Source organism: Pseudomonas sp. LBUM1670 (genome assembly GCF_059695695.1).
The window spans coordinates 4,556,682-4,577,031 of record NZ_CP166783.1; the positions used below are offsets into that span (position 1 = coordinate 4,556,682).

At 59.8% G+C, this 20,350-nt stretch carries 18 protein-coding genes and 1 pseudogene; 9 read left to right on the forward strand and 10 right to left on the reverse strand.

What is annotated here, in order from left to right; all coding sequences use genetic code 11:
* The first annotated feature begins 13 nt into the window (after positions 1 to 13).
* Positions 14 to 3,052, forward strand: a complete 3,039-nt coding sequence (locus ACA073_RS20745) for a multidrug efflux RND transporter permease subunit (protein ID WP_497399135.1) — start codon at positions 14 to 16, stop codon at positions 3,050 to 3,052.
* Between the two features lie 176 nt (positions 3,053 to 3,228).
* On the opposite strand, the gene ACA073_RS20750 is transcribed toward ACA073_RS20745, so the two are convergent.
* The 5 genes from ACA073_RS20750 to colR form a co-directional block, all read right to left on the reverse strand.
* Positions 3,229 to 3,456 (reverse strand): hypothetical protein, encoded by a 228-nt coding sequence (locus tag ACA073_RS20750; protein WP_497399137.1) that lies wholly within the window; start codon positions 3,454 to 3,456, stop codon positions 3,229 to 3,231.
* Positions 3,453 to 4,172: a lipopolysaccharide kinase InaA family protein gene (locus tag ACA073_RS20755; RefSeq protein WP_497399139.1), complete on the reverse strand. Its 720-nt coding sequence runs from the start codon at positions 4,170 to 4,172 to the stop codon at positions 3,453 to 3,455. Before ACA073_RS20755 ends, ACA073_RS20750 begins: the two co-directional genes overlap by 4 nt.
* Before the next feature lie 4 nt (positions 4,173 to 4,176).
* Positions 4,177 to 4,845: a class I SAM-dependent methyltransferase gene (locus tag ACA073_RS20760; RefSeq protein WP_497404170.1), complete on the reverse strand. Its 669-nt coding sequence runs from the start codon at positions 4,843 to 4,845 to the stop codon at positions 4,177 to 4,179.
* Between the two features lie 220 nt (positions 4,846 to 5,065).
* Complete coding sequence (locus tag ACA073_RS20765; protein ID WP_497399141.1) at positions 5,066 to 6,346, reverse strand: sensor histidine kinase; 1,281 nt, start codon at positions 6,344 to 6,346, stop codon at positions 5,066 to 5,068.
* Positions 6,336 to 7,019: a two-component system response regulator ColR gene (gene colR, locus ACA073_RS20770; RefSeq protein ID WP_497399143.1), complete on the reverse strand. Its 684-nt coding sequence runs from the start codon at positions 7,017 to 7,019 to the stop codon at positions 6,336 to 6,338. Before colR ends, ACA073_RS20765 begins: the two co-directional genes overlap by 11 nt.
* Before the next feature lie 219 nt (positions 7,020 to 7,238).
* Between colR and ACA073_RS20775 the strand changes: the two genes are divergently transcribed.
* Positions 7,239 to 7,982, forward strand: coding sequence for a phosphatase PAP2 family protein (locus ACA073_RS20775; RefSeq protein ID WP_497399144.1), 744 nt, complete (start codon positions 7,239 to 7,241; stop codon positions 7,980 to 7,982).
* A gap of 210 nt (positions 7,983 to 8,192) precedes the next feature.
* Here the strand turns inward: ACA073_RS20775 and groL are convergent, their stop codons facing one another.
* From groL to ACA073_RS20795, 4 genes are all read right to left on the reverse strand, one after another.
* The gene (gene groL / locus ACA073_RS20780) at positions 8,193 to 9,836 is read right to left on the reverse strand and encodes a chaperonin GroEL (RefSeq protein ID WP_027922861.1); all 1,644 of its coding nucleotides are present in this window, start codon (positions 9,834 to 9,836) and stop codon (positions 8,193 to 8,195) included.
* 49 nt (positions 9,837 to 9,885) lie between these two features.
* On the reverse strand, positions 9,886 to 10,179 hold the full coding sequence (locus tag ACA073_RS20785) for a co-chaperone GroES (protein ID WP_008155545.1): 294 nt from the start codon (positions 10,177 to 10,179) through the stop codon (positions 9,886 to 9,888).
* A 247-nt stretch (positions 10,180 to 10,426) separates the two neighbouring features.
* Entirely contained in the window at positions 10,427 to 10,903 is a 477-nt protein-coding gene (locus ACA073_RS20790) for an FxsA family protein (protein ID WP_497399147.1), read from the reverse strand.
* Between the two features lie 66 nt (positions 10,904 to 10,969).
* The gene (locus tag ACA073_RS20795) at positions 10,970 to 11,701 is read right to left on the reverse strand and encodes a HugZ family pyridoxamine 5'-phosphate oxidase (protein ID WP_497399149.1); all 732 of its coding nucleotides are present in this window, start codon (positions 11,699 to 11,701) and stop codon (positions 10,970 to 10,972) included.
* Positions 11,702 to 11,864: 163 nt separating this feature from the next.
* Between ACA073_RS20795 and ACA073_RS20800 the strand changes: the two genes are divergently transcribed.
* Complete coding sequence (locus ACA073_RS20800; protein WP_497399151.1) at positions 11,865 to 12,623, forward strand: SDR family oxidoreductase; 759 nt, start codon at positions 11,865 to 11,867, stop codon at positions 12,621 to 12,623.
* A 145-nt stretch (positions 12,624 to 12,768) separates the two neighbouring features.
* On the opposite strand, the gene apbC is transcribed toward ACA073_RS20800, so the two are convergent.
* Positions 12,769 to 13,863 (reverse strand): iron-sulfur cluster carrier protein ApbC, encoded by a 1,095-nt coding sequence (gene apbC / locus ACA073_RS20805; RefSeq protein WP_497399152.1) that lies wholly within the window; start codon positions 13,861 to 13,863, stop codon positions 12,769 to 12,771.
* A 328-nt stretch (positions 13,864 to 14,191) separates the two neighbouring features.
* Between apbC and metG the strand changes: the two genes are divergently transcribed.
* The 6 genes and pseudogenes from metG to ACA073_RS20835 all read left to right on the forward strand — a co-directional run bounded on the left by metG (position 14,192) and on the right by ACA073_RS20835 (position 20,350).
* Positions 14,192 to 16,243, forward strand: a complete 2,052-nt coding sequence (metG, locus tag ACA073_RS20810; RefSeq protein ID WP_497399154.1) for a methionine--tRNA ligase — start codon at positions 14,192 to 14,194, stop codon at positions 16,241 to 16,243.
* 240 nt (positions 16,244 to 16,483) lie between these two features.
* Positions 16,484 to 17,053 carry an electron transport complex protein RnfA gene (locus ACA073_RS20815; protein WP_497399156.1) on the forward strand — a complete coding sequence of 190 codons (570 nt, stop codon included), beginning with the start codon at positions 16,484 to 16,486 and terminating at the stop codon, positions 17,051 to 17,053.
* 17 nt (positions 17,054 to 17,070) lie between these two features.
* A pseudogene (gene rsxB / locus ACA073_RS20820) lies at positions 17,071 to 17,445 on the forward strand (electron transport complex subunit RsxB); the annotation flags it as partial.
* A gap of 805 nt (positions 17,446 to 18,250) precedes the next feature.
* Positions 18,251 to 19,240 carry an RnfABCDGE type electron transport complex subunit D gene (locus ACA073_RS20825; RefSeq protein ID WP_497399157.1) on the forward strand — a complete coding sequence of 330 codons (990 nt, stop codon included), beginning with the start codon at positions 18,251 to 18,253 and terminating at the stop codon, positions 19,238 to 19,240.
* On the forward strand, positions 19,237 to 19,848 hold the full coding sequence (locus tag ACA073_RS20830) for an RnfABCDGE type electron transport complex subunit G (RefSeq protein ID WP_497399159.1): 612 nt from the start codon (positions 19,237 to 19,239) through the stop codon (positions 19,846 to 19,848). The genes ACA073_RS20825 and ACA073_RS20830 overlap by 4 nt, the downstream gene beginning before the upstream one ends.
* The gene (locus ACA073_RS20835) at positions 19,841 to 20,350 is read left to right on the forward strand and encodes an Rnf-Nqr domain containing protein (RefSeq protein ID WP_497399161.1); all 510 of its coding nucleotides are present in this window, start codon (positions 19,841 to 19,843) and stop codon (positions 20,348 to 20,350) included. Before ACA073_RS20830 ends, ACA073_RS20835 begins: the two co-directional genes overlap by 8 nt.

Consider the following 20,350-nt stretch of genomic DNA (forward strand, 5'->3'; position numbering starts at 1 on the left):
TCAAGGAATCCCCATGGCTTTTACCGACCCGTTCATCCGCCGCCCGGTGCTCGCCTCCGTGGTCAGCCTGTTGATTGTACTGCTGGGCTTTCAGGCCTGGAGCAAGCTGCCACTGCGCCAGTATCCGCAAATGGAAAACGCCCTGATCACGGTGACCACCGCCTACCCCGGTGCCAACGCCGAAACCATCCAGGGCTATATCACCCAACCGATGCAACAGAGCCTGGCGAGCGCCGAGGGCATCGACTACATGACCTCGGTCAGCCGCCAGAACTTCTCGGTGATCTCGATCTACGCGCGCATCGGTGCCAACAGCGACCGCTTGTTCACCGAGCTGCTGGCCAAGGCGAACGAGGTGAAAAACCAGTTGCCTCAGGATGCCGAAGACCCGGTGCTGAGCAAGGAAGCTGCCGACGCCTCGGCGCTGATGTACATCAGCTTCTTCAGCAAGGAACTGAGCAACCCGCAGATCACCGATTACCTTTCGCGGGTGATTCAGCCCAAACTAGCGACCCTGCCGGGCATGGCCGAGGCCGAGATTCTCGGCAACCAGGTGTTCGCCATGCGCCTGTGGCTGGACCCGATGAAGCTCGCCGGTTTCGGCCTGAGCGCCAGCGATGTGACCGATGCCGTGCGCAAGTACAACTTCCTCTCCGCCGCCGGCGAAGTGAAAGGCGAGTACGTGGTCACCAGTATCAACGCCAACACCGAGCTCAAATCCGCTGAAGCCTTCGCTGCGATTCCACTCAAGGTCGATGGCGACAGCCGCGTGCTGCTCAGCGATGTCGCGCGGGTTGAAATGGGCGCGGAGAACTACGACACCATCAGCTCCTTCGGTGGCACGCCCTCGGTGTACATCGGCATCAAGGCCACGCCCGGCGCCAACCCGCTGGACGTGATCAAGGAAGTGCGCAAGATCATGCCGGACCTGGAAGCCCAGCTTCCGCCGAACCTCAAGGGTGAAATCGCCTACGACGCCACGTTGTTCATTCAGGCCTCGATCGACGAAGTGGTGAAAACCCTGTTTGAAGCGGTGCTCATCGTGATTGTGGTGGTGTTCCTGTTCCTCGGGGCGCTGCGCTCGGTAGTGATCCCGGTGGTGACAATTCCGCTGTCGATGATCGGCGTGATGTTCTTCATGCAGATGATGGGTTACTCGATCAACCTGCTGACCCTGTTGGCGATGGTGTTGGCCATCGGCCTGGTGGTGGACGACGCCATCGTGGTGGTGGAAAACATCCACCGCCACATCGAGGAAGGCAAGACCCCGCTCGATGCAGCCATCGAGGGTGCTCGGGAAATCGCCATGCCGGTGGTCTCGATGACCATCACTCTGGCGGCGGTCTATGCGCCGATCGGTTTCCTCACCGGCCTCACGGGGGCGCTGTTCAAGGAGTTCGCCCTGACACTGGCCGGGGCGGTGGTGATCTCCGGCATCGTCGCCCTGACCCTGTCGCCGATGATGTGCGCCTTTCTGCTGCGCCACGACGAAAATCCCAGCGGCCTGGCCCATCGCCTCGACCTGATTTTCGAAGGCCTCAAGCGCCGTTACCAGCGCATGCTGCACGGCACGCTCAACACGCGCCCGGTGGTGCTGGTGTTCGCGGCGATCGTGCTGTGCCTGATTCCGGTGTTGCTCACCTTCACCAAATCGGAGCTGGCACCGGACGAGGATCAGGGCATCATTTTCATGCTGGCCAACGCCCCGCAGCCGACCAACCTGGATTACCTGAACACCTATACCGACGAGTTCATCACCATTTTCAAGGCGTTTCCCGAGTACTACTCCTCGTTCCAGATCAACGGTTTCAACGGCGTGCAATCGGGGATCGGCGGCTTTCTGTTGAAACCATGGAACGACCGCGACCGCACGCAAATGCAGATCCTGCCTGAGGTGCAGAGCAAACTGGAAAGCATTCCCGGGTTGCAGATTTTCGGCTTCAACCTGCCTTCCCTGCCGGGTACTGGCGAGGGGCTGCCGTTTCAATTCGTCGTCAATACCGCCAAGGATTACGAGTCGCTGCTGCAAGTGATGGACCGGGTGAAAAAACGCGCGATGGCGTCCGGCAAGTTCGCCTTCGTCGACGTCGACCTGGCGTTCGACAAGCCCGAAGTCGTGGTGGATATCGACCGGGCCAAGGCCGCGCAGATGGGTGTGTCGATGCAGGATCTGGGCGGCACACTGGCGACGTTGCTGGGTGAGGCGGAAATCAACCGTTTCACCATTGAAGGCCGTAGCTACAAAGTGATCGCGCAGGTCGAACGGCCGTTCCGGGACAACCCCGACTGGCTGAACAACTATTACGTGAAAAACACCCAGGGTGAACTGCTGGCCCTGTCGACCCTGATCACCGTGTCCGACCGGGCGCGCCCGCGGCAGTTGAATCAGTTCCAGCAACTCAACTCGGCGATCCTGTCCGGGGTGCCGTTGGTGAGCATGGGTGAAGCCCTCGACGCTGTGCGCCAGATTGCCCGGGAAGAGGCGCCGGTGGGTTTTGCCGTCGACTATGCCGGGGCATCGCGGCAGTACGTTCAGGAAGGCAGCGCGCTGTGGGTGACGTTTGCCTTGGCACTGGCGATCATTTTCCTGGTGCTGGCGGCTCAGTTCGAAAGTTTCCGCGACCCGCTGGTCATTCTGGTGACGGTGCCGCTGTCGATCTGTGGCGCGTTGATCCCGCTGTTCCTCGGCTGGTCGAGCATGAACATCTACACCCAGGTCGGGCTGGTGACGCTGATCGGGCTGATCAGCAAGCACGGGATCCTGATCGTCGAATTCGCCAACCAGCTGCGCAAGGAAAAGGGCCTGACGCCGCGCGAGGCGGTGGAGGAAGCCGCGGCCATACGCCTGCGCCCGGTGTTGATGACTACCGCAGCGATGGTGTTCGGCATGGTGCCGTTGATCATTGCCACGGGGGCAGGCGCTGTCAGCCGGTTCGACATCGGCACGGTGATCGCCACGGGGATGTCGATCGGGACGTTGTTTACGTTGTTTGTGTTGCCGTGCGTGTACACGCTATTGGCTAAACCCGACGCCATCAAAGAACACACATAACCCTTGTGGGAGCGGGCTTGCTCGCGAATGCGGTGTGTCATTCAGCATTAATGTTGACTGATACACCCCATTCGCGAGCAAGCCCGCTCCCACATTGGTGGGGTGGTGTGGTTGAAATTGAATTCCATAAAAAAGGCCTCGCATTTGCGAGGCCTTTTATTTGGGCTTCAATCTGGTCAACTCTGCGGCCTCAGTCCTTGAGAAAGTCCGAACATGAACAGCAGTAAATCATGATCGGGTTGGGTTGCAACGGCTGCTTTGGCAACCCGCGGCATCGGACAACGCGCGTCCCCGTTCACTGAACTGAGGACTTGCGTGCGGGGCTGCTCCCAAGCCGCCACCGCCAGTGAAGCAACTGCCAAGGCTCCTATCAAAAACAAACCTCGTGCAATTTCGAGTTTCATTGCTTTAAACCTTTGATAGCGCTGCCAAACGCCGTCTCATAAAAGTAGACGAGTTTCTTCCAGTCCGTCGTGCTGAACGACGAGTGGCGACGCAATTGCTTCAGGTCATGGGATGCGGCGCGACGGGCGGTCAAACGTCGGCGGCATTTCTCCAGATCGATCAACGCAACGTCGACTTTCGCCGCCTCGCCCTCACCGGTAACCCGGACGAAGACGTGCTTGATGTAGAGACAACTGTGCTGCCACCGCCCCTTGTGCATGCGCACCAGGTTATCGGCCAGCTCCTTCAGCACGCGATCGTGCACCGCTTCACCATGACGCTCGCTCCCGCCGCCTGCGTACCAGTGCTCGATTTCCTCGAAACCGTCCAGTGCCTTGGTCACCAGCAATGCGCGCCACTTGTGAACAGGATCGCGCTGCGCACCACAGAAAACGATTTCCGGAACACCCACGCCGATCAGACTCAACCCGATGAGCGCGTCCCGTTCACGCAGCACCGTCGGCCGACCGAACGGGTGCAGCCAGCTGCGGTAGACATGCCCGGTCTGTCGCTTGGCGTAGAACAGCTGTCCATCATTATTCTTGACGCGCTGCACGCCACTTTCACCACCGCGACGAACGTTGGGCTCTTCAACCCACTCGCCGCGCTGGTTCCAGAAATAGTCGAAGCGATCCTTGGAAGCGATATCCGTATCTGCTGCACATTGCACTGCCATCCTGTTACCTCTTGCGTAATACATAAATCCGCCACATGGCATAGAGCGGGATAAAGTCCAGTCGTTCCTGAATACGGAACCCCGCCTGCTCAAATTCCTTTTCGACCGTAGCAGCCGGTAACACGAAACGATTTTGGTAACCTGTGTGCCCACGTTTTTCTTCAAGCCGCTTACGTTTCCAGGCTTTGAAATTGCCGTCGACCCATAACGAAAGGATCACGCTGTCACGGCTGACGCGCTCGAATTCACGCAGAATGGCCAGTCGATGCTCGGCTTCACCAATGTGGTGCAGCAAACGCATGCAGAAAATGCTGTCGACGGCGTTATCAGGCAAGGCGATGTCGAATGCAGAAGTGTGCAAGGGTTGTACCTTTTTCACGACTTCGGCGGGCTGCGCTTGCAAAGCGATCTTGAGCATGGATTCGGAGTTGTCTGCACCGATAATCACGCGGTTGGATTTTTCCGCCAGCAATGGCCAGAAACGCCCCGCACCACAGGGTAAATCGAGGATCAGGCCGGGCTCGCCCGCCAACGTCAGTGCCTTGCGTGCCAGTTGCTCGTCACGCCAGTGGGACAGTCGACGGCCGAGGCCGTCCTTATGTTTTCGCAGGTATCTCTGAGCGTGTTGATCGTCGTACTTTTCGGAAAAATCGAGTTTGGTCGGGGCGGCCATCATCAGGGACTCCTGAGCGTTTGATGACGACCACGATAGGTAGCGCCGTGTCAGCGTCAGGTCATGCCTTCGTGAAAAAGTTGTCATGTAAAACCCCGAACTATTTCGAGGTTTTACAGGGCGAAAACGATGGCTGAGGGCCACCAACGATAAGGTCGCAGCGCCTGCATGAAATGGCGTACACCGTAGGAGCTGCCGAAGGCTGCGATCTTTTGAGCCTTCAAATATCCAGCTGACTCAATTCCACCTGAAAACGACAGCCATGGGGTTCCATGTTGGTCAGGTTGACGCTCCATCCCTGGTTTTCGCAAATCCGCTGCACCAGCGACAACCCCAGTCCCAGGCCTTCGCCGCGCTTCTCGTTACCCCGCACGAAAGGCTCGAACATCGCTTCGCGTTTTTCTTCGGGAATACCCACACCACTGTCTTCGACCATGAAACCCGAGTTCGTCAGGGTCAAGCGGATGAAGCCCCGTTCGGTGTAATGCAGCGCATTGCGCAACAGATTGCCCATGACCGCTTGCAGCAGGGTGGCGTTGTAGCAGGTGCTGGCCGGATTGCCCGGTTCGAACATCAGCGACAACCCTTTGGCCTCGATCGGGTCGCGCCACAGGCTGAGAAGCCCGTCGGCGACCTGGGCCAGCGATTGTTGCGGCGCCACGCCGACGTCTTCACGCTGGGCCCGGGCCAGCATCAGAAAGGTTTGCACCAGTTCACGCATCTCTTCGCAGGCACGGGCGATTCGCTCGACCTGAGCCCGACCGCGCTGGTCGATACCGGGATTTTCCAGCAGCAGTTCACAGGAACTGGCCAGCACCATCAACGGGGTGCGCAATTCGTGACTGACGTCACTGGTGAACAAGCGCTCCCGGGTCAGTGCCTGGCGCAGGCGTCCGAGGGTGGCGTCGAAGGCCACGGCCAGCTCGCCCACTTCATCGGCGGCATAGTCCGGTGCCAGCGGTGGCGCCAGCCCCAGCAACTGGTCGCGGTGGCGTACCTGACGGGCCAGCCGCACCACGGGCGCCATCACTTTGCGCGCCAGGATCCAGCCGAGGAATACCGCCAACGCCAGACTCAGGACGAAGCCCACCAGCACCACGGCGAACAACACCCGCTCACGTTCTTCGAAATCACTCTGGTCCTGTAGCAGCACATAACGCCGGCCATCGACGACTTCGACCATCGCGTGATAGGAAAGCTGCTCCCGGAACACTTCATGAAAACCCGGCTCGAGATGGCGCAGATCCTTGGGCAACTCAAAGTCGCCCGGCCCACCGCTGAAATAGAACAGCTGGTCCGGCTCGGGGCGGTGACTCCAGTCCGTGACACTGTCCATCAGCAGCAGGCGCTGCAAATCTCCGCCGAGGCCTGCCGAAATCAGTTTTTCTTCCACCAGGTGCACGGTCGCGACAATGCCCATGGCGAAAGCCCCGGCGACCAGTGCGCTCATCAATGCAAAGGCAATGATGATCCGTTGAGCGAGGCTCTGTTTAAACTCCATCACGGCCCTCGGCCAAGCGATATCCCACACCGTGCACGGTTTGCAGCAAAGGCTTGGCGAACGGTTTGTCGATCACCTGCCGCAATTGGTGGACGTGGCTGCGCAGGCTGTCGCTGTCCGGGCAATCATCGCCCCACAGTGCTTCTTCGAGAATTTCCCGGCGCAGGACGTGCGGGCTTTTCTGCATCAGCACGGCCAGCAACTTCAGGCCCACCGGGTTGAGTTTCAGCAAGCGACCTTCGCGGGTGACTTCCAGGGTATCGAGGTCGTAGCTCAGATCGCCAACCAGCAAGGTGCGACGGCCGCCGCCCTGTGCCCGACGCATCACCGCTTCGATCCGCGCGGCCAGTTCAGACAGGGCAAAGGGTTTGATCAGGTAATCATCTGCGCCGGATTTGAAGCCTTGCAGGCGGTCGTCCAGTTGATCGCGGGCCGTGAGCATGATCACCGGCGTGTCGCGTCGGGCGTCTTCGCGCAGGCGTTTGCACAGGGTGTAGCCGTCGATGCCGGGCAACATGATGTCGAGCACGATCAAATCGTAGTGCTCGGTAGCCGCCAGGTGCAGGCCTGACAAACCGTCCTGCGCGCAATCCACGGTGTAACCCTTGAGCCCCAGGTAATCGGCCAGATTGGCCAGGATATCGCGGTTGTCTTCAACCAACAGAATGCGCATAGGCACCTCCTCCGTACACAGTAACGGCCGTCTTGGCCCGCGCAGCTTAAGGCCTGGCGTGGCGCAGGGCTAGGGCTGTGTGCAGTTGAAAACCCTGGCCATAAACCTGTCGAGTCCTTGACGACTTTTTCACTATCGATTCACACAGTGGCGACACACCCGGGCTCACACTCCGCGCGGCTGCGCTCTCAAGAACATTTAACCGACCAAGGAACTGCCATGGTTTCGACCCTTGCCCGCCCCGCCTCTCGCCCGCTCAATTTCTGGGTGTGCCTGGGTGTTCCCGCCGTTACGGCGATCATTCTGGTGCTGCTCGAACTGACGTCCCTGGACATGGACCTGGCAAGGTTGTTCTATGACCCGGCGGCCGGAGACTTCATCGGGCGCCACAGTTACTTCCTCGAAAACATCCTGCATGACCGTGCCAAGCAAGTCGTCATCGCCTTCTCGGTGTTTGCAATCGTCGGTTTCATCGGTGCTTTTTTCATCGACAGGCTCAAACCGTTCAAACGGGAACTGGGTTGTCTGGTGCTGTCCCTGGGACTGGCGACCTCCTTTGTCACGCCGGTTAAAGCGGTGACGGCGGTTCAATGCCCGTGGAGCCTGGAGCAATTCGGCGGCCACGAGACGTATAGCGAACTGCTCAGTCCGCGCCCACCTACCGACAAACCCGGCCGTTGCTGGCCCGGCGGGCATGCCGCGACCGGTTTCACGCTGTTTGCGTTGTTCTTTGTGCTGCGGGACCGGCGTCCGCGTCTGGCGCGTAAAGCTTTTATCTTTGCCTTCGCACTGGGCACGGTGTTTTCCGTGAGCCGGATGATGCAGGGCGCGCACTTTTTCTCACACAACGTGTGGACGGCGATTTTCTGCTGGGTGATTTGTCTGGGGTCGTATTACTACATCCTGTATCGACCGGCTTCCAAGGTTGAGCGGGAGTCCGAAGCACAACCGGTAAACTCCTGAAACACAGATCCAAAATGTGGGAGCGGCGGTGCGACGATTCGACTTGCTCGCGAAAGCGGTGTGTCATTCAACACATAAGTTGACTGTTCCACCGCTTTCGCGAGCAAGCCCGCTCCCACATTTGGACTGATGTGACCATCGAAACTCCGGACAATAAAAAACCCCGCCTGCTTTCGCAGGCGGGGTTTTCACGTACGGGGTAAGGCTGGCTTACATCATGCCGCCCATGCCGCCCATACCGCCCATGTCTGGCATGCCGCCGCCAGCTGGTGCGTCGTCCTTGATCTCAGCGATCATGGCTTCAGTGGTGATCATCAGGCTGGCAATCGACGAAGCCGCTTGCAGAGCCGAACGAGTCACTTTGGCCGGGTCCAGGATACCCATTTCGATCATGTCGCCGTATTCGCCGGTGGCAGCGTTGTAACCGTAGTTACCCGAACCCTGCTTGACCTTGTCTACAACTACGCTTGGCTCGTCGCCGGAGTTGGCAACGATCTGGCGCAGTGGCGCTTCAACAGCGCGACGCAGCAACTGGATGCCAACGTTCTGGTCATCGTTGTCGCCTTTCAGCTCGGAGATTGCCTGCAGAGCGCGAACCAGTGCCACGCCGCCGCCAGGTACCACGCCTTCTTCAACGGCTGCACGGGTAGCGTGCAGGGCGTCTTCAACGCGGGCTTTCTTCTCTTTCATTTCAACTTCGGAACCAGCGCCAACCTTGATCACTGCAACGCCGCCGGACAGCTTGGCCAGACGCTCTTGCAGTTTTTCACGGTCGTAGTCGGACGAAGTGTCGGCCACTTGCTGACGGATCTGCAGAACGCGAGCCTGGATGTCAGCCTCAACGCCGGCACCGTCGATCACGGTGGTGTTTTCTTTGGACAGGATCACGCGCTTGGCATTACCCAGGTGTTCCAGGGTAGTGCTTTCCAGGCTCAGACCGATCTCTTCGGAGATAACGGTACCGCCAGTCAGGACAGCGATGTCCTGCAGCATGGCCTTGCGACGGTCGCCGAAGCCTGGAGCCTTGACGGCTGCGACTTTGACGATGCCACGCATGTTGTTCACAACCAGAGTCGCCAGGGCTTCGCCTTCAACGTCTTCGGCCACGATCAGCAGTGGACGGCCGGCTTTGGCAACGGCTTCCAGTACTGGCAGCATTTCGCGGATGTTCGAGATCTTTTTGTCGACCAGCAGGATCAGCGGACCGTCGAGCTCGGCAGTCATGGTCTCTGGCTTGTTGACGAAGTACGGGGACAGGTAGCCACGGTCGAACTGCATGCCTTCAACAACCGACAGTTCGTTTTCCAGGCCCGAGCCTTCTTCAACGGTGATCACGCCTTCTTTACCGACTTTTTCCATGGCTTCGGCAATGATGTCGCCGATGGAGTTGTCGGAGTTGGCCGAGATGGTGCCGACCTGAGCGATGGCCTTGGTGTCAGCGCAAGGCTTGGACAGGGCTTTCAGCTCTTTGACGATCGCGATGGTCGCTTTGTCGATACCGCGCTTGAGGTCCATCGGGTTCATGCCGGCAGCGACGGCTTTCAGGCCTTCGTTGACGATCGACTGAGCCAGAACGGTAGCGGTGGTGGTGCCGTCGCCTGCGTCATCGTTGGCACGGGAGGCAACGTCTTTGACCAGCTGCGCGCCCATGTTTTCGAAACGGTCTTTCAGTTCGATTTCTTTGGCTACGGAAACGCCGTCCTTGGTGATGGTCGGAGCGCCGAAGCTCTTCTCGATGATCACGTTACGGCCTTTAGGGCCCAGGGTCGCTTTTACCGCGTCAGCCAGGACGTTGACACCGGCGAGCATTTTCTTGCGGGCGGAATCGCCGAATTTAACTTCTTTAGCAGCCATGATCGATATTCCTTAAATACTTTGTAGTAGCGGGAAAATGAGCGGGGAATCAGCCTTCGATAACAGCGAGGATTTCGCTCTCGCCGATGACCAGCAGGTCTTCGCCGTCAACTTTCACGGTGTTGCTGCCGGAGTAAGGGCCGAACACAACCTTGTCACCCACTTTCACGGCCAGCGCGCGCACTTCACCGTTTTCCAGTGCCTTGCCCGGGCCTACAGCCAGGACTTCACCCTGGTTTGGCTTTTCAGCAGCCGAACCTGGCAGGACGATACCGCCAGCGGTTTTCTTTTCTTCTTCGCTGCGACGGACGACGACGCGGTCATGCAGAGGACGAAGCTTCATTGTCGATCTCTCCTAATTGTGGTTTTCATCGGCCGGTGTAGTCCCGGCGGGTTTAACAAATCCGGCGGTGCCGGGTGCGGTTCGTCGAGCGAACCGCGGAAGTCTGTCTGGCGTGATCGCCAGAAACCTTGCGGTGACCGTTACATAAGGGCGCATAAGCTTATTACAAGGGCGGGGATCGAAATTTTTTACATCAATGCCCCGAAAACGAACACGGCACCCGAAGGTGCCGTGCAGGTGGAACGATTTACTTGGTATCCCGGTGTTCGAACTCGCCTTCGATCACGTCGGGCTCACGGCCCAGCGGCTCGCGGGGAACAGGACCGCCACGTGGCTGAAGGTCATCGGCGAACGCACGCTGACGGATCGCCGCCTCTTCGGCGCGCTGGCGCATTTTATTGGCCAGCAACCGGCGGGAGATCGGCAGCAACATGATCAGACCCAGCACGTCAGAGACGAAGCCCGGAAGGATCAACAGGCCACCGGCCAGAGCCAGCATCAGGCCTTCAAGCATGGTCTGGGCTGGCTGTTCGCCGCGGTTCAGGCTTTCACGTGCACGCAGCGCAGTGGCCAGGCCGGCGATACGCAGCACGAACACGCCGAGCATCGAGCCGAGAATGACCAGCAGCAGGGCCGGGAAAAACCCGATCGCCCCGGTCACTTTGACGAATACGAACAGCTCCAACACCGGAAACAGCACAAAGAGCAATAAAAAAGGGCGCATCAAAAGGTTCCTCAACGCAAGAATGCCTTGCCAGTCTTCCCTAGATGACGTCGCCATTGCGTGAATTCAAGCGTCAGCCACTTCATTTTTCGGCCAATGCTCGGCGTGAGCCAGGAAAACCAAGGCTTCGCGGACTTGTGTCGGCGTATTACATGGCGCTTGAAACGGTAGCCAGTAGAGTCCCTGCCCGATGCGCAGGTGCATGCCTTCTGTGTCGATCCCGGCCAATTGTGCCGGCTCGGTTTTTGGCAGGCCGGCGAGTTCGACATAGTGGGCGATGGCTTTGCCGTGGTCGGCATTCATGTGCTCGACCATGCTCACTTCTGCCTTGCCCGCGAAGGGATTGGCCAGTGTCAGTTGATCGACCCAGTGAATCGCGCCGAAGCCACCGATGTAACGGTGACGCACTGGCTTGAGCACCCAGAAATCGAAATCGTGGGCCTTGTGGTAGCTCTGCGAGTCCGGGAAATAGCGGTAATAACGCTCGGCTGCCGCTTCGATAGCGGCCTCGTCCTCGAGCTTTTCTGCTTCGGCGAGGTAGGTCAGGCGACCAACGGCTTGCACGTCTTCAGCCTCGCGCTCACCCACAAACAATGAGCATTTCGGGTCTTTTTGCAGGTTATGGGTGTGCTGGGCGATGCGGCTGATCAGGATCAGCGGCCGGCCCTGCCCGTCCAGGCAATACGGGACCACGGAGCCAAACGGGAAACCGGGCATCGCCTTGGAGTGCGTCGAAAGCACGCCACGGTATTCCTTGAGAAGCAATTCTCGTGCATTCTTGGCCGCTTCAGCGCTCAATTTATGACTCCTTTTGTAGAATTCGTCTAAAAAACGGACAGGCGACTGGTGAAAGTTCCAGCCCGCCATTGGGGAAGTTCTCATGTGCAACCAGGCCACATCCGGTGCAGATCGAGACTCTCTTGAAGGAAGACCACACCAACCTTAATACCGGGGCATACGAATGAAAATCACTGACAAAGTAATCATTATCACCGGCGGTTGCCAGGGTCTAGGCCGTTCGATGGCCGAGTATTTCGCCGACAAGGGCGCGAAGCTGGCGTTGGTTGACCTGAACCAGGAAAAACTCGACGACGCTGTTGCCGCGTGCAAAGCCAAGGGTGTCGAGGCCCGTTCCTATCTGTGCAACGTCGCCGATGAAGAGCAAGTGACGCACATGGTCGCCCAGGTGGCTGAGGATTTCGGCGCGATTCATGGCCTGATCAACAACGCCGGGATTCTGCGCGACGGCCTGCTGCTCAAGGTCAAGGACGGTGAAATCACCAAGATGAGCCTGGCTCAATGGCAGGCGGTGATCGACGTCAACCTGACCGGCGTGTTCCTGTGCACCCGCGAAGTTTCGGCGAAAATGGTCGAGCTGAACAACAGCGGCGCGATCATCAATATCTCGTCGATCTCCCGTGCCGGCAACATCGGTCAGACCAACTACTCCGCCGCCAAGGCCGGTGTCGCAGCGGCGACCGTGACCTGGGCAAAGGAACTGGCGCGCTACGGCATTCGCGTGGCGGGTATTGCGCCGGGCTTTATCGAAACCGAGATGACGTTGGGCATGAAGCCTGAAGCGCTGGATAAGATCACGTCCGTGATTCCGCTCAAGCGCATGGGCAAGCCGGAAGAGATCGCCCTGTCGGCGGCGTACATTTTCGAGAATGACTACTACACCGGTCGGATTCTGGAAATGGATGGCGGGTTGCGGATCTAAGGCCTACATATAACCAATGTGGGAGCGGGCTTGCTCGCGAAGAGGCCGTGTCAGTCAACGTTGATGTTGTTTGACACACCGCCTTCGTCGGAACGCCGCCCGGAGCAAGCCCGCTCCCACAATTGGACCGCGTTTCTTCCGCGGTTTAATCGTCGCTGATGGTGATGTTTGGCATCGCCGGCGATACCGCTTCCTGCAACACGATCCGCGCTCCGACATGGCGGGCGAGTTCCTGATACACCATCGCAATCTGGCTGTCCGGCTCGGCGATCACCGTTGGCTTGCCGCCATCGGCCTGCTCGCGAATGACCATCGACAGTGGCAACGAGGCCAGCAATTCGACGCCGTATTGGTTGGCCAGCTTCACGCCACCGCCCTCACCGAACAGATGCTCGGCATGCCCGCAGTTCGAGCAGATGTGCACGGCCATGTTTTCCACCACGCCCAGCACCGGGATGTTGACCTTGCGGAACATCTCCACGCCTTTGCGCGCGTCCAGTAACGCCAGGTCTTGCGGGGTGGTGACGATAACCGCGCCGGCCACCGGGACTTTCTGCGCGAGGGTCAACTGGATGTCGCCGGTGCCTGGCGGCATGTCGATGACCAGGTAATCCAGATCGCCCCACGCCGTTTGTGTCACCAGTTGCAACAACGCGCCGGAGACCATTGGCCCGCGCCAGACCATCGGCGTGTTGTCGTCGGTCAGGAATGCCATGGACATCACTTCGACGCCATGGGACTCGATTGGCACGAACCACTTCTGATCCTTGACCTTTGGTCGGGTGCCTTCGGGAATGCCGAACATGATGCCCTGGCTCGGACCGTAGATGTCCGCGTCGAGGATCCCGACCTTGGCGCCTTCTCGGGCCAGGGCCAACGCCAGATTGGCGGCGGTGGTGGATTTGCCCACGCCCCCCTTGCCGGACGCCACGGCCACGACGTTCTTGACGTTGGCCAGCCCCGGAATCTGTGCCTGCGCCTTGTGCGCGGCGATCACACTGGTGATATCAACGCGGGCGCTGGTAACGCCGTCGAGACCTTCGATGGCCATTTGCAGCATCTGCGCCCAGCCACTTTTGAACAGGCCGGCGGCGTAACCCAACTCCAGCTGGACGCTGACGCGATCACCCTGGATGTCGATGTTGCGCACGCACCCGGCGCTGACCGGGTCCTGGTTCAGGTAAGGGTCGGTGTACTGGCGAAGGACGGCTTCCACCGCTGCGCGATTGACGGCGCTCATGGGCAACTCCGATAGCAAGACTGGAAAATCAGGCGGGTATCCTACGCCGGACACACATTTGTGGCGAACAGATTACTGTGGCGGGAGAGCTTAACTGTGGCGAGGGAGCTTGCTCCCGCTCGGCTGCGCAGCAGTCGTAATCAAGTTGACGCGATCCTTCTGACAGAACCGGGTCGCAGGGTTTGGGGCGGCTTCGCCACCCAGCGGGAGCAAGCTCCCTCGCCACAGGTTTCGTCATCGATGCATCCGGAAACAGGCCCGAAGGGTGAAAAATATGCGCCGGCGCTTTATAGTGGCCGACCTCCGTTTCATCAAGTAGCCGAGCCCCATGTCCGAGCCACGCAAGATCCTCGTCACCAGCGCCCTGCCCTATGCCAATGGTTCGATCCATCTTGGCCACATGCTGGAATACATCCAGACCGATATGTGGGTGCGCTTCCAGAAGCACCGCGGCAATCAATGCATCTATGTCTGCGCCGACGACGCCCACGGTTCGGCCATCATGCTGCGCGCGGAAAAGGAAGGCATCACCCCGGAACAACTGATCGCCAACGTCCAGGCTGAACACAGCGCCGACTTTGCCGAGTTCCTGGTGGACTTCGACAACTTCCACTCCACTCACGCCGAAGAAAACCGTGAGCTGTCGAGCCAGATCTACCTGAAGTTGCGCGATGCCGGGCACATCGCCCAGCGCTCGATCACTCAGTATTTCGACCCGGAAAAGAAAATGTTCCTGGCCGACCGCTTCATCAAGGGCACCTGCCCGAAATGCGGCACCGAAGACCAGTACGGCGACAACTGCGAAAAATGCGGTGCAACTTATGCACCAACCGACCTGAAGGATCCGAAGTCGGCGATCTCTGGCGCCACCCCGGTGCTCAAGGATTCCCAGCACTTCTTCTTCAAACTGCCGGACTTCCAGGAGATGCTGCAAACCTGGACCCGCAGCGGCACCCTGCAAGACGCCGTCGCCAACAAGATCGCCGAATGGCTGGACGCCGGCCTGCAACAGTGGGACATCTCCCGCGATGCGCCATACTTCGGTTTCGAAATTCCAGGCGAGCCCGGCAAATACTTCTACGTCTGGCTGGACGCGCCGATCGGCTACATGGCCAGCTTCAAGAACCTGTGCAACCGTACGCCTGAGCTGGATTTCGATGCGTTCTGGGGCAAGGATTCCACCGCCGAGCTGTACCACTTCATCGGCAAGGACATCGTCAACTTCCACGCCCTGTTCTGGCCAGCGATGCTCGAAGGCGCCGGTTTCCGTAAACCGACCGGCATCAACGTGCACGGCTACCTGACCGTCAACGGCCAGAAAATGTCCAAGTCCCGTGGCACCTTCATCAAGGCCCGGACCTACCTGGACCACCTGTCGCCGGAATACCTGCGCTACTACTACGCGGCCAAGCTGGGCCGTGGCGTCGACGACCTCGACCTGAACCTCGAAGACTTCGTGCAGAAGGTCAACTCTGACCTGGTGGGCAAAGTCGTCAACATCGCCAGCCGTTGCGCCGGTTTCATCCAGAAAGGCAATGCCGGTGTGCTGGTGGCGGGTAACGCCGCGCCGGAACTGACCGAAGCCTTCCTCGCCGCAGCACCAAGCATCGCCGAGGCCTACGAGGCTCGCGACTTTGCCCGTGCCATGCGCGAGATCATGGGCCTGGCCGACCGCGCCAACGCCTGGATCGCCGACAAGGCGCCGTGGTCGCTGAACAAACAGGAAGGCAAGCACGACGAAGTCCAGGCCATCTGCGCCCTGGGCATCAACCTGTTCCGCCAGTTGGTGATTTTCCTCAAGCCTGTACTTCCGTTGCTGGCCGCCGATGCCGAGGCGTTCCTGAACGTCGCGCCGCTGACCTGGAACGACCACGCGACCTTGCTCAGCAACCATCAGCTGAACGAGTTCAAACCGTTGATGACCCGTATCGACCCGGTGAAAGTGCAAGCCATGACCGACGCTTCGAAAGAAGACCTGACCGCCAGCCAGACCGACACTGGCGAAGCGTCACCTGCCGGCAACGGCGAACTGGCCAAGGATCCACTGTCGCCGGAGATCGAGTTCGATACGTTTGCCGCCGTCGATCTGCGCGTCGCGCTGATCGTCAAGGCCGAACACGTGGAAGGCGCCGACAAGCTGCTGCGTCTGACCCTCGACATCGGTGACGAGCAACGCAACGTGTTCTCCGGGATCAAGAGCGCGTATCCGGACCCGTCCAAGCTCGATGGTCGCCTGACCATGATGATCGCCAACCTCAAGCCACGGAAAATGAAGTTCGGTATCTCCGAAGGCATGGTGATGGCGGCCGGCCCTGGCGGTGAAGAAATCTACCTGCTCAGCCCCGACAGCGGTGCCAAGCCGGGTCAGCGCATCAAGTAAGGTTCTGCGGTAAACCGATCCCACAGTCGTGCCCGGCGCGCCTGTGGGATTTTCATGTCTGGCCCACCCTCCTTCCTTGCCGGATAATGCCTAAGCTTTTTAGACCACCTCCTGTAGGAGCGAGCTCGCTCGCGATGGCCGTTAACGATACTGCGTGTCCACAGGTTGAACGCAGCGCCCTTGAGTCCATCGCGGGCAAGCTCGCTCCTACAAAAAACTACTGTTCCTGTCGGCACGATCATGACCGAACTGCTTCTTACGCTTATCAGCGCTGCCCTGATCAACAACTTCGTGTTGCACTGGCCGCTGGGCGTCGATCCGCTGCTGAGCGCCGAGCGCCGTCAGGGGCATGCGCTGGGCATTGCGACGACGTGCCTGATGCTGATCGTCGGCATACTCGGTCATGCCCTCTACCACTGGCTGCTGGTGCCGCTAGGGTTGAGTTCGCTGGGTCTGTTCGTGTTTTTACCACTGAGCGTTTTGCTGATCGCGCCGCTGCTGACACTGCTGCCGAAGCTGTTTTCAACGTTTTCGTTCGAAGGTCTCTGGCCATTGCTTCTCGGCAATGCCGGCGTCCTGGGGCTGGCGCTGATCAACGTGCGGGACGACAAGGGATTTTTCCACGCCACAGCCCTGAGCCTCGGCGCGGGGTTGGGTTTCTGGCTGGTGCTGAGTCTGTTCAGCGACTTGCGCCAGCGCACCCTCGATAACGATGTTCCCCTGCCCTTTCGCGGCTTGCCGATCGACCTGATCGGCGCCGGATTGATTGCAGTGGCTTTTCTCGGATTCAGCGGACTGATCAAAACATGAGTCTGATTCAACGCATCGACGCCCTTTTGCCGCAGACCCAGTGCGGCAAGTGTGGGCACCCCGGATGCAAGCCGTACGCCGAGGGCATTGCCAGCGGCGAACCGATCAACAAGTGCCCGCCCGGTGGCAGCGAAACCATCTCGGCACTGGCCGATTTGCTGAAAGTGCCGGTGCTGGAACTGGATGTCAGCCGCGGTTCGGCCCCGGCGCAACTTGCCTACATCCGCGAGGCCGAGTGCATCGGCTGCACCAAATGCATTCAGGCCTGTCCGGTAGACGCCATCGTCGGCGCGGCGAAATTGATGCACACGGTGATCATCGACGAATGCACCGGTTGCGACCTCTGTGTGGCGCCGTGCCCGGTGGATTGCATCGAGATGCGGCCGTTGCCGCTGGCCACCGTGTTACCGATTGTCGGTGGACTGGCGTTCAGCCCTGAAGAACAACAGGCGCGTGCCGCCAAACGCGATCACGCACGGCGCCGTTTTGAACAGCGCAATGCGCGCTTGCGCCGTGAGGAAGAACAAAAACTCGCCGAGCGTCAGGCCCGGGCACATCGCGCGGTGCAACAGACTGAAGTGACGACGCTCCACCCGGTTCAGGCTGCGCTGGAAAGGGTCCGTGCGCAAAAAGCAGCGAATGCCGATGCCGCACTGAAGAAAGCCAAAGTCGATCTGGCAATGAGCCGGGCGCAACTGAACAAGTCGCTCAAGGCGTTCGGGCATCCTCCGACTTTCGAACAGCAATCGCAACTGATTGTCCTGCAACAGCAGTTCGAAGTGGCCGAACACGCCCTGACGCAGTTGGAAAGCAGCGCACCGCCCGCCGCTGCGCCCACTGCTCCAGTGAAGGACGCCGAGTTGAAACGGGCGAAAATCCAGTTAGCCATGCGCCGCGCCGAACTCAAGAAAGCCCAAACCAGCGAAGCGCCAGCCGAGCAGATCGAAGCCCTGGAACGCGCACTCGGCGACGCCGAAAAAGCCCTCCACGCCGCCGAGGCTTCGAGCGAACAACCTTTACCTGACCTGGCGCGCGTTGAAAAACGCCCCATCGACAGCCAGCTTCGCCAGTTGAAAACGGAATTGGCCTACGCTCGCGCCGACGTCAGCAAACTTGAACGGCGCAGCGACACACCCGCCGATCTGATGAACAAGGCGCGCGCCCGTCTGCAGGAAGCCGAGCGTCAGGTGGATGCCTATGTCGCCCCTTGAATCGGTCGACGAGCGCCTGCAGCAGGCCATGAAGCTGGTGTTGCTGGCCACTGTGCCGGGGATGCTGGCGTTGTTCTGGTTGTATGGCTGGGGCGTGTTGATCAACCTGATTCTAGCCGGCTTGACCGCGTTGGCCGTTGAAGCGGCGGTGTTGCAACTGCGCAAGCGAGAGCTCAAACCCACCTTGAGCGACGGCAGCGCGCTGGTCAGTGCGACGCTGCTGGCCCTTGCCTTGCCGCCGTATTGCCCGTGGTGGCTGACGGTCAGTGCCGCGGCGTTCGCGCTGTTCGGCAAACAGCTGTATGGCGGAGTCGGGAAAAATCCGTTCAACCCGGCGATGCTCGGTTTTGCCCTGGTGCTGGTGACGTTTCCCCAGCAGATGACCCATTGGCCGTCGTCCCACGGCATGGACCTGCTCGGCGGTTTGCAGCAAGTGTTCGGTTTCAGCCTCAGCCAGACGCCGGATGCCTGGGTCCAGGCCACGGCGCTGGACAGCTTGCGAATCAACAAAAGCCTGACCATGGACGAACTCTTCGCTGGCAATCCGGCCTTCGGCCACTTTGGCGCGCGCGGTGTGGAATGGGTCAACCTGGCCTTTCTGGCGGGCGGCGTGTTTCTGCTGCAACGGCGGGTGTTCAGCTGGCATGCGCCGGTCGGCATGCTTGCCAGCCTGTTCGTCATCAGCTTGCTGTGCTGGAACGGCTCGGGTTCCGATTCCCATGGCTCGCCACTGTTTCATCTGCTCACGGGCGCGAGCATGCTGGGTGCATTCTTTATCGTCACAGAACCGGTGTCCGGCGCAAAAAGCCCTGGCGCCCGACTGATGTTTGGCGCGGGTGTGGGGCTGCTGACTTACCTGATTCGTACGTGGGGCGGTTATCCGGACGGCGTGGCGTTTGCGGTGCTGCTGATGAACCTCTGCGTGCCGGCGCTGGACCGGTTTGTCGCGTCGAGACAGGAGCGTGCTGCGCCATGAGCCGAGCGTCGAGCGTTGTGATTCTGGTGCTGCTGGCTGGCCTGGGGACTGGCGCGACTTACCTTGTGCAGCAGAGCAGCGCGCCACGCATTGCGACCGAACAGCGGCTGATCGACAGCCGCAATCTGCTGGACCTGCTGCCCGCTGACAGTTACGACAATCAACCGCTGGAACAACCGTTGCGCCTCGACGATACCGTGTTGACCAACAGCACATTGCAAGGCGGCTACCTGGCAACCAAGGCCGGCCAACCCAGTATCGTTTTGTTGCGCAGTCAGGGATTGGGTTATGCGGGCAGCATCGACTTGTTGATCGCCATCGGCGCAAACGGCAAGTTGGTGGGAATCAAAACCCTCAAGCAATCGGAAACTCCGGGGCTGGGTGCGCGAATCGCCGACTGGCCGAACGCCTGGCTCAATGACTTTGCCGGCAAGTCGCGAAGCGAACCGGCCGACAACGGCTGGGCGTTGAAAAAGGATCAGGGCCAGTTCGACCAGATCGCAGGGGCGACCATCACTTCAAGAGCCGTAATCAACGCCATCCACGACGCCTTGCGCTACTTCGATGAACATCGGCACCAGTTGATCGGGAACAGTCCCCATGAATAAGTCATCGACGCTGCAGAACTCGCTGATGCTCGCACCGCTGATCGGCGCCACCGACTCATGGATGACCGCGCTGGGCCTGTGGTTGATGTTTATGGTGGTGATCAGTGCTTACGGCGTCGGCATGGCGGCCCTGCGACCACGACTTGTCCCGTCCGCCCGATTGTTTGCCGGCATTTTGCTGGCTGCCACGCTGACCAGTTGTGCGGAAATAGCCGCACAACTCTGGTCACTCAAATGGCACCAGCAGGTGGGAATCTATGCCGGGCTGATCGCCTTGCAATGTGTCGTTCTTGACCACACGGGCTTCTTTCAGAGCGCATTGCGTGACCGTCTTCGCCTGTGTGGCCTGTTCGGCGCGCTGATGGTGGGCTTGGCCCTGCTGCGCGAACTCATCGGCAATGGAGGCCTGCACCTGGCCACTCTCGCCCCCGGAGGATTCATTCTGTTGGGGCTGGTGATCGCTGCGTGGCAGGCATGGCCTCGCCCGAATCCCTCACACTGA

Coding starts and splice junctions, on each gene's coding strand:
- ACA073_RS20755 (WP_497399139.1), bottom strand. CDS start 4,172: ATGGCAGTGCAATGTGCAGCAGATACGGATATCGCTTCCAAGGATCGC.
- ACA073_RS20785 (WP_008155545.1), bottom strand. CDS start 10,179: ATGAAGCTTCGTCCTCTGCATGACCGCGTCGTCGTCCGTCGCAGCGAA.
- ACA073_RS20825 (WP_497399157.1), top strand. CDS start 18,251: ATGTCGCCCCTTGAATCGGTCGACGAGCGCCTGCAGCAGGCCATGAAG.
- metG (WP_497399154.1), top strand. CDS start 14,192: ATGTCCGAGCCACGCAAGATCCTCGTCACCAGCGCCCTGCCCTATGCC.
- ACA073_RS20835 (WP_497399161.1), top strand. CDS start 19,841: ATGAATAAGTCATCGACGCTGCAGAACTCGCTGATGCTCGCACCGCTG.
- apbC (WP_497399152.1), bottom strand. CDS start 13,863: ATGAGCGCCGTCAATCGCGCAGCGGTGGAAGCCGTCCTTCGCCAGTAC.
- ACA073_RS20760 (WP_497404170.1), bottom strand. CDS start 4,845: ATGGCCGCCCCGACCAAACTCGATTTTTCCGAAAAGTACGACGATCAA.
- ACA073_RS20775 (WP_497399144.1), top strand. CDS start 7,239: ATGGTTTCGACCCTTGCCCGCCCCGCCTCTCGCCCGCTCAATTTCTGG.
- ACA073_RS20815 (WP_497399156.1), top strand. CDS start 16,484: ATGACCGAACTGCTTCTTACGCTTATCAGCGCTGCCCTGATCAACAAC.
- ACA073_RS20790 (WP_497399147.1), bottom strand. CDS start 10,903: ATGCGCCCTTTTTTATTGCTCTTTGTGCTGTTTCCGGTGTTGGAGCTG.
- groL (WP_027922861.1), bottom strand. CDS start 9,836: ATGGCTGCTAAAGAAGTTAAATTCGGCGATTCCGCCCGCAAGAAAATG.
- ACA073_RS20800 (WP_497399151.1), top strand. CDS start 11,865: ATGAAAATCACTGACAAAGTAATCATTATCACCGGCGGTTGCCAGGGT.
- colR (WP_497399143.1), bottom strand. CDS start 7,019: ATGCGCATTCTGTTGGTTGAAGACAACCGCGATATCCTGGCCAATCTG.
- ACA073_RS20830 (WP_497399159.1), top strand. CDS start 19,237: ATGAGCCGAGCGTCGAGCGTTGTGATTCTGGTGCTGCTGGCTGGCCTG.
- ACA073_RS20765 (WP_497399141.1), bottom strand. CDS start 6,346: ATGGAGTTTAAACAGAGCCTCGCTCAACGGATCATCATTGCCTTTGCA.
- ACA073_RS20745 (WP_497399135.1), top strand. CDS start 14: ATGGCTTTTACCGACCCGTTCATCCGCCGCCCGGTGCTCGCCTCCGTG.
- ACA073_RS20750 (WP_497399137.1), bottom strand. CDS start 3,456: ATGAAACTCGAAATTGCACGAGGTTTGTTTTTGATAGGAGCCTTGGCA.